This window comes from Pseudomonas sp. Ors-4-3C (assembly GCF_055755035.1).
The window spans coordinates 2,209,292-2,222,847 of sequence record NZ_CM146900.1; the positions used below are offsets into that span (position 1 = coordinate 2,209,292).

General features: G+C 61.6%; 10 protein-coding genes and 2 pseudogenes. 5 read left to right on the plus strand and 7 right to left on the minus strand.

Going from position 1 to position 13,556, the window contains the following annotated elements; translation table 11 throughout:
* Window positions 1-116: 116 nt before the first annotated feature.
* The gene (locus ACVHNU_RS09750) at window positions 117-1,427 is read right to left on the minus strand and encodes an MFS transporter (protein WP_473019576.1); all 1,311 of its coding nucleotides are present in this window, start codon (window positions 1,425-1,427) and stop codon (window positions 117-119) included.
* Window positions 1,428-1,598: 171 nt separating this feature from the next.
* Between ACVHNU_RS09750 and ACVHNU_RS09755 the strand changes: the two genes are divergently transcribed.
* From ACVHNU_RS09755 to ACVHNU_RS09775, 5 genes and pseudogenes are all read left to right on the plus strand, one after another.
* The gene (locus ACVHNU_RS09755) at window positions 1,599-2,717 is read left to right on the plus strand and encodes a sugar diacid recognition domain-containing protein (RefSeq protein ID WP_226499411.1); all 1,119 of its coding nucleotides are present in this window, start codon (window positions 1,599-1,601) and stop codon (window positions 2,715-2,717) included.
* Window positions 2,718-2,940: 223 nt separating this feature from the next.
* Entirely contained in the window at window positions 2,941-4,080 is a 1,140-nt protein-coding gene (locus ACVHNU_RS09760; RefSeq protein WP_473019577.1) for a glycerate kinase, read from the plus strand.
* 295 nt (window positions 4,081-4,375) lie between these two features.
* Window positions 4,376-5,143, plus strand: a pseudogene (locus ACVHNU_RS09765) (MCP four helix bundle domain-containing protein); the annotation flags it as partial.
* A gap of 369 nt (window positions 5,144-5,512) precedes the next feature.
* Window positions 5,513-6,001 (plus strand): annotated as a pseudogene (locus ACVHNU_RS09770) (methyl-accepting chemotaxis protein); the annotation flags it as partial.
* A 41-nt stretch (window positions 6,002-6,042) separates the two neighbouring features.
* Complete coding sequence (locus ACVHNU_RS09775; RefSeq protein ID WP_473019578.1) at window positions 6,043-7,230, plus strand: pyridoxal phosphate-dependent aminotransferase; 1,188 nt, start codon at window positions 6,043-6,045, stop codon at window positions 7,228-7,230.
* 143 nt (window positions 7,231-7,373) lie between these two features.
* Here the strand turns inward: ACVHNU_RS09775 and ACVHNU_RS09780 are convergent, their stop codons facing one another.
* The 6 genes from ACVHNU_RS09780 to ACVHNU_RS09805 form a co-directional block, all read right to left on the minus strand.
* Window positions 7,374-8,351 carry a 2-hydroxyacid dehydrogenase gene (locus ACVHNU_RS09780; RefSeq protein WP_473019579.1) on the minus strand — a complete coding sequence of 326 codons (978 nt, stop codon included), beginning with the start codon at window positions 8,349-8,351 and terminating at the stop codon, window positions 7,374-7,376.
* A 14-nt stretch (window positions 8,352-8,365) separates the two neighbouring features.
* On the minus strand, window positions 8,366-9,664 hold the full coding sequence (locus ACVHNU_RS09785) for an MFS transporter (RefSeq protein ID WP_473019580.1): 1,299 nt from the start codon (window positions 9,662-9,664) through the stop codon (window positions 8,366-8,368).
* 56 nt (window positions 9,665-9,720) lie between these two features.
* A complete protein-coding gene (locus ACVHNU_RS09790; RefSeq protein WP_473019581.1) occupies window positions 9,721-10,740 on the minus strand; it encodes a sugar kinase in 1,020 nt (339 codons plus the stop codon).
* Window positions 10,733-11,515, minus strand: a complete 783-nt coding sequence (locus ACVHNU_RS09795) for a sugar phosphate isomerase/epimerase family protein (protein WP_473019582.1) — start codon at window positions 11,513-11,515, stop codon at window positions 10,733-10,735. The genes ACVHNU_RS09790 and ACVHNU_RS09795 overlap by 8 nt, the downstream gene beginning before the upstream one ends.
* 179 nt (window positions 11,516-11,694) lie before the next feature.
* On the minus strand, window positions 11,695-12,723 hold the full coding sequence (locus ACVHNU_RS09800) for a LacI family DNA-binding transcriptional regulator (RefSeq protein ID WP_473019583.1): 1,029 nt from the start codon (window positions 12,721-12,723) through the stop codon (window positions 11,695-11,697).
* Between the two features lie 166 nt (window positions 12,724-12,889).
* Window positions 12,890-13,531, minus strand: a complete 642-nt coding sequence (locus tag ACVHNU_RS09805) for a DUF1345 domain-containing protein (RefSeq protein WP_473019584.1) — start codon at window positions 13,529-13,531, stop codon at window positions 12,890-12,892.
* Window positions 13,532-13,556 lie beyond the last annotated feature (25 nt).

Sequence of the window (13,556 nt, forward strand, 5' to 3'; positions counted from 1 at the left end):
CCTTTTGTCGGTGGGAAAACTCCAATCAAATACCAGAAGCATCCCACGGGGCAAAGTGAATTATCGGCTGAGCAATCCGCCTGCAATAAACAAGGGCAAAAAAGATCGCAGCGTGTTTACGCCCGCAACGTGCGCGTCATGCGCAGCGCCAGCAAGCTCCCGCCGACGATCACACCCGCCAGCAGATACAACGCCGCATCGGTCGAACCGGTGCTGTCCTTGACCCAACCCACCAGGTACGGGCTGAGGAAACCGGCCATCTGCCCCATCGAGTTGATCAAGGCCAGACCTCCGGCCGCCGCGCCCGCGCTCAACATTGCGGTCGGCACCGGCCAGAACATCGGCAGACCGGTCAGCGCGCCCATGGTGGCAATGGTCAGACCGAGGATGGCGATGGCCGGGTTGGCGGCGAAATTCACCGCAATCACCAGGCCGATGGCGCCCATCAGCATCGGCACAACAAGGTGCCAGCGACGTTCTTTGCGCAAGTCCGCCGAACGCCCCACCAGCAGCATGAACACCGCCGCCAGCAGATACGGAATCGCGCTCAGCCAGCCGATCACCAGGTTGTCGCTGAAGCCGAGGTTCTTGATGATCGACGGCAGCCAGAAGTTGATTGCGTACACGCCGCTCTGGATGCAGAAGTAGATCAGGCCGAAGGCCCAGATCGCCGGGTTCTTGAACACCGCGATCAGCGAGTCAGAGGTGGTTTTCGGCTTGTTCGCCAGGTCTTCGGCCTGATCCGCCTCAAGCACCGCGCGTTCATGCGGGCTTAGCCACTTGGCGTTGGCAAAGCTGTCGCTCAGCAGGAAATAGGCGAGGGCGCCGAGGATGACCGTCGGAATACCTTGCAGCAGAAACATCCACTGCCAGCCCGCCAGTCCACCTTGCCCGGCGGCGAAGTGGTTGAGGATCCAGCCGGAAAACGGACTGCCGAGCAGGCCGGAAACCGGGATCGCCGACATGAACAGCGCCATGATCCGCCCACGGCGGAACGTCGGGAACCACTGCGAGAGGTAGAGCACCACGCCCGGGAAGAACCCGGCTTCGGCCGCACCGGTAAACAGGCGCAGGGTGTAGAACTGGGTCGGGGTGGTGACGAACAGCAGGCAGGTCGACAGCGTGCCCCAAGTGATCATCATCACGGCAATCCAGCGTCTCGGACCGAATTTGGTCAGCGCCAGGTTGCTCGGTACACCGCACAGCACGTAGCCGATGAAGAAGATCCCGGCGCCGAGGCCGTACACGGTTTCGCTGAACTTCAGCGCGTCGAGCATCTGCAGTTTGGCGAAGCCAACGTTGACCCGGTCGAGGTAGTTGAACAGGTAGCAGATGAAGATGAAGGGAATCAAACGCAGGGTGATGCGTTTGTAGACGGCGTTTTTACTGGCGTCGATGGTCTGGGTAGCTGCGGCGCTCTGCGACATGGCGGCTCTCTCTTTATTATGATTTTTTGCGATGCACAGGTTAACGTTGATCGCCCTGAGAGTCTCGGCCACCAGTGGCCGGATTGTCTTTGTGCCTGAGCACAGGGTTTGCCGCCAGACCCTGTGCGGGTGAACAACCGTCCGCGCCTGTTTTAAAGGATTCTAGTCGTTATGTTCGAACTCGATCACGATCTTGCCCAGGATATCGTCGACCGGGCCATGGCCATTTTGCCGTACAACGTCAACGTCATGGACAGCCAGGGTCTGATCCTCGGCAGTGGTGAGCCGGAGCGCATCAACACCCGTCACGAAGGTGCGCAATTGGTGCTGGCTAACGGGCGAGTGGTGGAGATCGACGCGCAAACCGCCGTGCATCTGAAAGGTGTGCAGCCGGGGATCAACCTGCCGCTGTTGCTCGATCAGCGCTTGATCGGTGTGCTTGGCATTACCGGCGAACCGGAGCAACTGCGCACCTACGCCGAGTTGGTGCGCATGACTGCGGAAATGCTCGTCGGCCAGCGCAATCAGCAGGCCGAACAGCAATGGCGGCGGCAACGTTGCGATGACCTGCTGGCGTTGCTGTTGAGCGAAGCGGGGGACTCGCCACGCTTGGTAGATGAGGCGCAGCAGCTGGGCCTCAAGCCGCAACTGACCCGGGTGCCGTATCTGTTCGAACTGGGTCTGGAGCACGGGCCGGGGCAGACCGTCGAGGCGTTGAGCGCGTGGCTGACCTCGCGCTACCCGGACAGCTGGTGCGTGAGTTCCGCCAAGTCATCGCTGCTGTGGTGTCGGCCGGCGGGTCAGACGGTTGAGCATGATCGTTTGCTGGAAAAGCTCGATGGCCTGGGCTGGAACATTCTGCGCATCGCCGTTGGCGGGCAGGCGGACGGGTTGGCAGGGTTGCGCCGCTGTTATCGGCGGGTCGGCGATCTGCTTGCCTATGGCCGGGATGTGTTGCCGCACTCGCGTTTGCTGACCCTCAACCGCTATCGCTTGCCGGTGATGCTCTGGCGCCATCGCAACGATGATGCGCTGGATGAATTGCTCAAACCGTTGCGCAAGGTCATCGCCAAGGACGGCAACGGCCAGTTGCTCGCGACCCTGCGCAGCTGGTGTGAGCATGATGGGCAGAGCCAGGCGTGCGCCGATGCGCTGGGCATTCATCGCAACAGTCTGCGTTACCGGATGGAGCGGATTGCCGAGTTGAGCGGGGTTGATCCGTTGCGGCTGGATGGGATGCTGGCGTTGTACCTTGGCGTGCAGTTGTTGCCGCAGACTGATCCGGGCTGATCGGATGTTTTCTGAGACGCCATCGCGAGCAGGCTCACTCCTACACTTGAAATGCGTTCCCCTGTAGGAGTGAGCCTGCTCGCGATAGGGCCAGAACATTCAGCATCAATCCCAAGGCTTTTGTAGAAAAGAACAATAAACGCCCACCGCGCTTGTGCAGCGGACAGGCGTCAATGCGCATGCCGACTGGCAGCATGATGAGCATTGGAACTGGAGAATTCGCATGAAAATCGTCATTGCCCCCGATTCGTTCAAGGACAGCCTGAGTGCCCAAGGCGTTGCCGAGGCCATTGCGCTGGGGCTGGCGCAAGTCTGGCCGCAGGCGACATTGGTCAAGTGCCCGATGGCCGACGGTGGCGAGGGCACAGTGGAGTCGATTCTTGCCGCGTGTGAAGGTGAACTGCGCCGCACCCGGGTGCGCGGGCCGCTGGGTACGCCGGTCGACGCCGCATGGGGCTGGCTGCCACACAACCACACTGCGATCATCGAAATGGCCGAGGCCAGTGGTTTGCAACTGGTGCCTACGGGGCAGCGCGATGCCTGCATCACCAGCACCTTCGGCACCGGTGAACTGATTCGCGCCGCGCTGGATGCCGGCGCGCAACGGGTAATTCTGGCGATCGGCGGCAGCGCCACCAACGACGGCGGCGCCGGCGCCATGCAGGCGCTCGGGGTGAAATTGCTCGATGCGCAAGGCCAAGCGCTGGTGCCGGGCGGTCTGGCATTGGCGCAACTGGCGCGGCTGGACCTGGGCGAGCTGGATCCGCGTCTGGCCCGAGTGCGCTTCGACATCGCCGCCGACGTCAACAATCCGCTGTGCGGGCCGCACGGTGCCTCGGCGATTTTCGGCCCGCAAAAGGGCGCCTCACCGGCACAGGTACAACAACTGGATCAGGCGCTGGGACACTTCGCCGAGCTCTGTGCGCAAGCGTTGGGCAAGGACGTTCGCGATGAACCGGGCAGCGGGGCGGCAGGTGGATTGGGCTTTGCGGCGAAGGCGTTTCTCGGTGCGCAATTTCAGGCCGGCGTTGAAGTGGTGGCCGAGTTGGTGGGGCTGGCCGAAGCGGTTAATGGCGCGGATCTGGTGATCACCGGAGAAGGGCGGTTCGACGCGCAAACCCTGCGCGGCAAGACCCCGTTCGGCGTGGCGCGGATTGCCAAACAACACGATGTCCCGGTCATTGTCATCGCCGGCACGCTGGGCGAGGGTTATCAGGAGCTCTACGAGCACGGTATCGATGCGGCATTCGCCGTGACCAGCGGCCCGATGACCCTGGAACAGGCCTGCGCCGAGGCTCCGCGTTTGTTGCGTGAACGTGCGACTGACATTGCCCGCGTTTGGCAACTGGCAGCGAAATCCTGAGCAAACCCTGTAGGAGCTGCCGAAGGCTGCGATCTTTTGATTTTGATGTTCAAAAAAAAACAAGATCAAAAGATCGCAGCCTTCGGCAGCTCCTACAGGGGGATCGCAAGGTGTTTCAGCGTTGAAACACCTTGAAAAATATTTTCGCTTTACACGAAATCTTCCTAAAGCCCAGCCGATACAGAGATCAGGCGCACACAGATTCCCTCGAATGGTGACGCCGGACTGAACCCGCCCCAGGGGTCAGTGATGACGGCAAGGACGCTCGCAGCTACCTCTATCCGAGAGTCCAACCATGTCCTTGCGTAACCTGAATATCGCGCCCCGTGCCTTCCTCGGTTTTGCCTTTATCGCCTTGCTGGTGATTGTCCTTGGTGTGTTCGCCGTCAACCGCATGTCGACCATCCGCCAGGCTTCTATCGACATGGAGACCAATCAACTGCCCAGCGTTGCCTACCTTGGCAAAGTGACTGAAAACGTTCTGCGTCTGCGGATTCTCTCGTTCCGTGTGCTGATCAATCGTGAGCCGGCAGCGTTGCAGGATGCTCAGGGCCGTATCAACGAACTGGTGGACAAAGTGCGCAGCGCCCAGGCCAGCTACGCCGCACTGCCTGCCGGTGGTGAAGAATTGGCGCAGTACAAGGCCTTCGCCGTGACACTGGACAACTACCTGCAAGCACAAAACCAGATGATGGAACTGTCGCGTCAGGACAAGATCGAGGAGATGCGCACCCTGATCAACACGCGCATCAAGGACGGCACCGATCAGATGGGCGAGCAGCTCAACAAACTGATCGCAATCAACTCCGCTGACGCGAAAACCGCCTCCGGTCAGGCCGGCGAGCACTACGACAGTGCCATTACCGGCATCGTTATCGTTGCTGTCGTCGCTGCGCTCGCTACGGTATTGCTGGCCTTGCTGCTGACTCGCAGCATCGTCACACCGCTCAATCGCGCAGTGGCAGCCGCACAAACCATCGCCAGCGGCAACCTGAGCAAAACCATCGAAGTCGATGGCAAGGACGAAGCTGCGCAGTTGCTGCAGGCTCTGGCCACGATGCAGACCAACCTGCGCAAAACCATCGAACAGATCGCCGGTTCCGCCACCCAACTCGGTGCCGCGGCCGAAGAGTTGAGCGCTGTCACCGAGGAGGCCTCCCGTGGCCTGCAACAGCAGAACAACGAAATCGAACAGGCCGCCACCGCCGTCAACGAAATGACCGCCGCCGTGGAAGAGGTGGCACGCAACGCGGTGTCGACGTCCGAAGCCTCGAACCAGTCGACCCAGGCCGCCCGTGAAGGTCGTGACCAAGTGGTGAAAACCGTCGACGCGATCCAGACCATGACCCATGACGTGCAGAGCACCGCGCAAATGATCGAAGGCCTCGCCGCGCAGGGCCGCGACATCGGTAAAGTGCTGGACGTGATCCGCGCCATCGCCGAACAGACCAACCTGCTGGCCCTCAACGCCGCGATCGAAGCGGCGCGTGCCGGTGAGGCCGGACGCGGTTTCGCCGTGGTGGCGGACGAGGTGCGCGCTTTGGCTCATCGCACCGCGCAATCGACCCAGGAAATCGAAAAAATGGTCGCCGGCATCCAGAACGGCACCGGCGAAGCGGTTTCGTCGATGCAGCAAAGCAACCAGCGCACCCAGACCACCCTGGAAATGGCCCGCGCCGCGGGCGTGGCGCTGGAGCAGATCACGCAGTCGATCCACCAGATCAACGAACGCAACCTGGTCATCGCCAGTGCCTCTGAAGAACAGGCGCAGGTCTCGCGTGAGGTCGACCGCAACCTGGTCAACATCCGTGATCTGGCCACCCAATCGGCCGCCGGGGCCAACCAGACCAGCGCCGCCACTCATGAGCTGTCGCGTCTGGCGGTGGATTTGAATGCCATGGTGGCGCGGTTTGTGATTTGACCTAGGGTGAAGGCTGGAGACCGCGCAATCAGGAGACGTGCATGCGCTATTCAGTCTTGACCCAACGAATCGCCGGGGAGGGAGCAGCGGCCTGGCAGATTCATGACCGAGCGCTGGAGTTGCGCGCCGAGGGCGTCGATATCCTGCTGCTGAGCGTGGGCGATCCGGATTTCGACACGCCGTTGCCGATCATCCACGGCGCCATCGATAGCCTGCTGGCGGGCGATACGCATTATTCCGAAGTGCGTGGCCGGTTGGCGCTGCGCAAGCTGATTGCCGCGCGCCACCAGCGGCGCAGCGGTCAGGTGGTGGATGCCGAGCACGTGATCGTGCTGCCCGGCGCGCAATGCGCGGTGTATTCGGTGGCTCAGTGTCTGCTGGACCCGGGGGACGAGGTGATCGTCGCCGAGCCGATGTACGTGACTTATGAAGGTGTGTTCGGCGCCTGCGGTGCGACGGTGGTGCCGGTGCCTGTACGGCCGGAAAACGGCTTTAGAGTCGATCCCGCCGATGTCGCGGCACGAATCACGCCGAAAACCCGTGCCCTGTTGCTCAACAGTCCTAACAATCCCTCCGGCGCGAGCTTGTCGCTGCTGATCTGGCAAGAACTGGCGGCGCTGTGCGTGCGCCACGATCTGTGGCTGATCAGTGACGAGGTCTACAGCGATCTGCTCTACGAAGGCGAGCACATCAGCCCGGCGAGCCTGCCGGGCATGGCCGAACGCACGGCGACCATCAACAGTCTGTCGAAATCCCATGCCATGACCGGTTGGCGCATTGGCTGGTCGATCGGCCCGAAGGTGCTGGCCGAGCATCTGGTGAACCTGTCGTTGAGCATGCTCTTCGGTCTGCCGGATTTTGTGCAGAAAGCCGCGGAGGTCGCGTTGGCAAGCGATCTGCCGGAGGTGACGCAGATGCGCGACGAGTATCGATTGCGCCGCGATCTGGTGTGCGAGCGCTTGCGTGGTTGCCCGGGGTTGCAACCGATCCGCCCGGATGGCGGGATGTTCGTGATGGTCGATGTGCGCCAGACCGGGTATGGCGCGCAGGCATTTGCCGAGCGGTTGCTGGAAGGGTACGGGGTGTCGGTGTTGGCCGGCGAAGCGTTCGGGCCCAGTGCGGCGGGGCATATTCGCATCGGGCTGGTGCTGGACCGGGTGAAACTGGCCGATGCCTGCGCGCGGATTGCGTTGTGTGCGGTGCAGCTGTTGCAGGCGCGTAGTGCCTGACAGTGTTGTGTTGCCTGAACTGGCCTCTTCGCGAGCAAGCCCGCTCCCACAGTGGATAGGTGTGTACATAATGTTATCTGTACACACCGAACCCTGTGGGAGCGGGCTTGCTCGCGAATGCAATCTGCCATTCAGCACATTTTTCAGCCCTGCCAAGCCACCGGATTCACCAGATTTACAGGCTTCTCCCCAGCCAAAGCAGCAAGCAGATTGTCCACCGCACACCGCGCCATCGCCTCGCGCGTCTCATGCGTCGCCGAACCCATATGCGGGGTCGCCACCACATTGTTCAGCTGCAACAACGGCGAATCATGATTCAGCGGTTCACGCTCGAACACATCCAGCCCCGCCGCGCGAATCCGCTGATGGCGCAACGCGTCGATCAGCGCTGCCTCATCCACCACTTTGCCGCGAGAGATATTGATGAAGATGCTTTCCGGGCGCATCAGCGCAAACTGCTCGGCGCCGATCAGGCCTTCGGTTTGCGCGGTCAGCGGCAGGGTCAGGCAGATGAAATCCGCCTCTTGCAGCAGCGCTTCCAGGCTGCGGTACTGCGCCGCAAAACGCGACTCGACCGCCGGTTTGCGCGACTGACTGTGATAGAGCACCGGCATGCCAAAACCGAAATGCCCGCGCTGCGCCAGCGCCTCGCCGATGCGCCCCATGCCGATGATCCCCAGGGTCTTGCCGTGCACATCGGTGCCGAAATGCGCCGGGCCGATGTTGCGATGCCACTGGCCGCTGCGCACCATATTCGCCAGCTCGACTACGCGCCGGGCCGTGGCGAGGATCAGCGCGAAACCGGTATCGGCGGTGGTTTCAGTGAGCACGTCCGGGGTGTTGCTGAGGAGGATCTTGCGCCGGGTCAGGTAATCGATGTCGTAGTTGTCGACGCCCACCGAAACGCTGGCAATCGCCTGCAGTTGCGGCGCCAGGTCGAGCAGCGCGGCGTCGAGTTTCAGGCTGGCGCCAAGCAAACCGTGGGCCCCGGGCAGGGCGTCACGCAGTTTCATCAGGCCGTCGGCGTCGAGGCTTTCGATCAGCGTCACTTCACACTGTTGCTGCAGACGCGACATCAGCGCTGGCGACAGTTTTTTGTACAGCACGACATGTTTTTTCATGAACAAAAATCTCTTCAGGAATGCGCCGGCACGGGACGCGTGACAACGGCTTTGGCCACGACGCGGTCACTGGCGCCGGGCTTGAGAAAAATCGTCAGCACCACAGACAGCAGCAGCGCGCCGCTCATCAGCAGGTACGAAGCGCCGGGCGAACCGGTGGAGCTGTTCAGGTAACCGACCAGATACGAGCCGCCGAACGAGCCGAGCGCACCCATGCTGTTGATCAGCGCCATGGCACCGCCGGCGACGTTGGCCGGCAGGATCTCCGGAACGATGGCGAAGAACGGCCCGTACGGCGCGTACATGCAAGCACCGGCGATTACCAGCAGCGTGTACGACCACCAGAAATGCTCGGCGCCCAGAGCGTAGGAGCCGTAGAACGCAATGGAGGCGATCAGCAGCGGCGGCCAGACGAAGCGTTTGCGCTTTTGCAGTTTGTCCGAGCCACACGACACCGCGAGCATGCCGATCACCGCTGCCAGATACGGCAGCGCCGACAGCCAGCCGGCCTCGATCATGTCCATTTTCGCGCCGGCCTTGAGGATCGACGGCAGCCACAGCACAAAGCCGTAGACGCCGATGCTCCAGCAGAAAAACTGCAGCGCCAGAATGATCACCTTCGGCGAACGGAACGCTTCGGCGTAGTTCTTCACCGCTTTGATCCCGACCTGTTCGGCGGCGAGGGCGCTTTCCAGATCGTGCTTTTCCTGCTCGCTAAGCCACTTGGCCTGAGCCGGACGATCATCGGCCAGTTTCCACCAGATAAACGCCCAGATTACCGCCGGCAAACCTTCGATGATGAACATCCAGCGCCAACTGAAGTGTTGCACCAGATAGCCGGAAACCACCGACATCCACAACATGGTCACCGGATTGCCGAGGATCAGGAAGGTGTTGGCCCGCGAGCGTTCGGCACGGGTGAACCAGTGGCACAGGTAGACCAGCATCGCCGGCATGACCGCGGCTTCGACCACGCCGAGCATGAAGCGAATCACGATCAGCCAGTAGGCGTTGGAGACCACCCCGGTCAGGGTGGCGAGGCCGCCCCAGAAGATCAGGCTGAAGAAGATCAGCTTCTTCACACTGTGCTTCTGCGCGTAGATCGCACCGGGAACCTGAAAGAAAAAGTAGCCGAGGAAGAACAGCGCGCCGAGCAATGAAGACAGGCCCGGGGTGATCATCAGGTCGGCGGCCATGCCGGACGCGGCGGCAAAGCCGTAATTGGCGCGATCGAGGTACGCCAGGCTGTAGGTGATGAACACGATGGGCATGATGTACCACCAGCGGCGGGCGGCGAGGGTTGCAGTTTTCATGGTGTTGCTCCTGAGCTTGTTGTTTTTGTCGCAGCAGGTTCAAATTTTTGCGGTGATCAAGCGGGCCTCTTCGCGAGCAAGCTCGCTCCCACAGGGGAATGCATTTCAAATGTGGGAGCGAGCTTGCTCGCGAAGGCGGTTTCGAATTCAACGATGAGTTCAGACCGGGTCGGCAACCCCTCCATATCCCCGCGACTCTGCACCGCCCGACTGCCAATCCAGTTCGCGCGTTGCACGGACTCGGCAAAACTCTGATGCTCCAGCAGAGCGCTGATCATGCCGACCGCAAAGCCATCACCCGCACCCACGGTATCGACGACGTTGGCCACCGGCACCCCGGCGACAAACCCCTGATCCAGTTGCGTGCGGTAATAGGCACCTTGCGGCCCGAGCTTGATCGCCACGGCTTCAGCGCCCTGATCGAGATAAAACGCCGCAATGTCCGCCGGGTCTTCGAACCCGGTCAGCAGCCGACCTTCGCTCAAACCCGGCAGTACCCAATGGGCGAGGGCGGCGAGGCGGTTGATCTCGCGGATCATCTCTTGCTCACTGGCCCACAGGCTTGGGCGCAGATTGGGATCGAACGACACACTGCGCCCGGCATGGCGCATGCGTGTCATCAGCTCGAAAGACATCTCCCGAGCAGTGGCCGACAGCGCCGGTGGAATCCCGGTGGCGTGCAGATGACGCGCGCTGAGCAGGGTTTCGCTGATCGATTGAATGGACAGATGACTGGCCGCCGAACCGCGACGGTAATACTCGACCTGTGGGTCGCTGCCATCGTCGGTGCGCGACTTGAACTGGAAACCGGTCGGATGTGCGCTGTCGACCGCGACATGACTGCAATCCAGACCTTCGCTGGCCAGTGTTTCCAGCACAAAGCGCCCGAGCGAATCGGCACCGACCCGGCTCAGCCAGGCTACGTTGAAACCCAGACGCGACAGACCAATCGCCACGTTGCTGTCGGCGCCGGCAATGCGCCGGTGAAAGTGTTCGACTTCGGCCAGATCACCGGTTTGTTCGGCGACCAGCATCGCCATGGTTTCGCCAAACGACAGAATATCGATGTCAGACATGGGCATGCTCCAGACGGGATTGGCCGAGGCGGGCGAGGGCGGCGACGTGTTCGGTGGTCAACGCCACCAGGTCATCGCCCTGCAACGGGTATTCGGCGGCGCGCATAACGCCTTGGGCCATGTGCCGCAACAGTTGTTCCCAAAGATGCAGGTCGCTGACGGCCGGTGGCACCGCCACCAGTTTGCCGTCGGCGCGGCGGGCTACGGCTTTGCAGTGCACATAGCCGACATGACGCCCGAGCAGGCGTGCGGCGTTGAGCGCGGACTGGTCCTGCCACTGCCAGTTGCCGATGTCGAAAGTCATCTTGATCGGCAAGTTGTGCTGCTCGACCGCCGCGAAAAAACGCTGGAACGGTTCGATGCGGCCGCCCTGCAAAGTCTGGTCGTTTTCCACCAGCAGTTGCACCGGGCTGGCGCCGAGCAGCTGTTTCAGCACCTGCAAATCACAATTGTCGGTGAAGTAACCGAGCGAGACTTTCAGCCATTTCGAGCCGAACGCCTCGGCGTGTTGCAGGGCGCTGATCAGCTCGGGATTGGGCCGCGCTTGACCGGCGAGCCACAGCTCGGTCGGCGAGGAATAGATGCTTTGCAGGCCCTGCGCCTGGGTAGCGGCATTCAGTTGCGCGGGCACTTCGCGGGTCAGCAGCTCTTCGCGCCACTCGATGCGATCGGCGCCGGCGGCGGCCAGCACGTCGATGAAGAAGTCCTGCCCGCGTTGGCGCACAAGCTCGGCGCCGTAGCTGGAAAGGCTGATGGAAACGGCGGGTTTATTCATTGTTATCTACCTCTGAAACCGGTTTCATTTTTGTTCAAAAAAATATCAGGTGGTTCTGTGATGGCCTTTCGGGCCTCATCGCTGGCAAGCCAGCTCCCACAATGTTCTGGGGGTATTGGATGGATTGCATTAACACCACAAACACCTGTGGGAGCTGGCTTGCCAGCGAAGGCGTCAGCTCAAACACCACCATTCCCTCGGGTAGAACCGCGCTCAATCAACACCGGGGCGAAATCCAGTCTGCGTGGAATCTCGGCATCCCCCCGCAAGCGCTTGAGCAAACACTCAAACGCTCGCGCGCCAATCTCGGCCGTTGGCTGGGCGAGGGCAGTAATTCCGCTGCCTACCAGCGGATACCAATCCAGATCATCCAGGGCAATCAGCCCGACATCTTCGAACAACCGGCAACCGACTTCGCGCAAGGCCAGGGTGCAGGCCAGCGCCGCCACGCCGTTGGCGCAGAACAGTGCTTTGGGGCCGGTAGCCGTGGTGTTCAAAAAGTCTTGCAGATGAGTCGCGAGTGCGTCGCCGGTTTCCAGCACCGCCCCGGTCAACCCGGAGCGCTGGGCGATCTGCGTCTGAAAACTGCTGACCCGCTCGATCCGCGAACTGGTGCCGTCATAAGGTTCGGTCACCAGCAACACATCGCGGTAGCCGCGCTGTTCGAGGTGCGTCAGCGCCATCTCGACAGCCTGCGGGTTGTTCAGTCCGAGCATGTCGCTGTCGAGTCCTTCGACCTTGCGGTCCACCAGCACCAGCGGCATTTCCCGGTGCAGTTCGTGCAACTCGTCACGGTGATGGCCGAGGGTGTTCACGATCAGCCCTTCGATGTTGTACGAACGCAACAGCGCCAGGTGTTGGCGTTCCTGCTCGTCATCGCGGTCGGTGTTGCACACCACCAGGCTGTAGCCATGCGCACGGCAGGCGGTTTCCACCCCGTGCATGACGGCAATCGAATAAGGGTTGCGAATATCGGCCACCAGCATGCCGATCAGGCGCGTGCGCCCGCGTTTCAGGCCACGGGCCATCTGGTTCGGGCGGTAGCCCAGTTCGGCGATGGCTTGTTCGATGCGCAGGGCAGTGGCATCAGAGAGCAGCGCACGGTCATCGCCGATAAAGCGCGAGACACTGGCCTTGGAGACGCCGGCGTGTTCAGCGACATCAAGCATCGTCACGCGACTGCGCTGGGCGGCGGAAAAGTCATTCACGGTCTGAAACCTTGTTATTGGATTTATCCGTTTCAGGCGCCTCGATGGCGCTGAAACCGGTTTCAGGAAACACCAGAAGCCGACACTCCGTCAAGTGAATGCGCGTGGTACTTCGACTTGGCGCCGACGGGCGGCGCTCAGCGTTATTGAAATATCCGCGCCATCGTCAGCCAAACAGGCCCGCAGCAATATTGATCGAAAAGCCCAGAATAGCGGTGTTGAAGACAAATCCGATCAACGATTGCGCCAGCACGATTTTGCGCATGTCTCGGGTGCCGACGCCGACATCGGCGGTTTGCACGGCGACGCCGATGGTGAAGGAGAAATACAGGAAGTCCCAATAATTGGGCGTGGTCAGACCTTCAGCGAAACGCAGAGCCGGTTCCTTGCCATCCCAGGTGTAAAACAGACGGGCGTAGTGCACGCAGAAAATGACACCGATCAGCAGCCACGAACCTACCACGGTGAGGGCGGTGAACGCGTAATGCAGCAGTTTGTGATGGGTATCCAGATCCTTGGTGCCGGCCAGCTCCAGGGTGATGGCGGCCAGACTGGCCAACGCCGCGATACACACCACGAACAGCACCAGTCCGGCGTTTTCGTCCTCGACGACGGCGATGCGTTTGACGTCTGGCGCTTTGGCGCGAACGGTCAGCCAGAACATCAGGATCAGGTAGGTCCAGACGCCGGCGTTCCAGCCGATGAGGATTTTGCTGACGACGGAGTCGGCAGGCACCAGAAGACCGGTGGCAAGGCCAACCAGAGCGGCGGCGGACAGGCGAGGGTGGGTGCGGGCGAGGAAGCGCATGGAGACTCGATGGGCCAGGATGTCC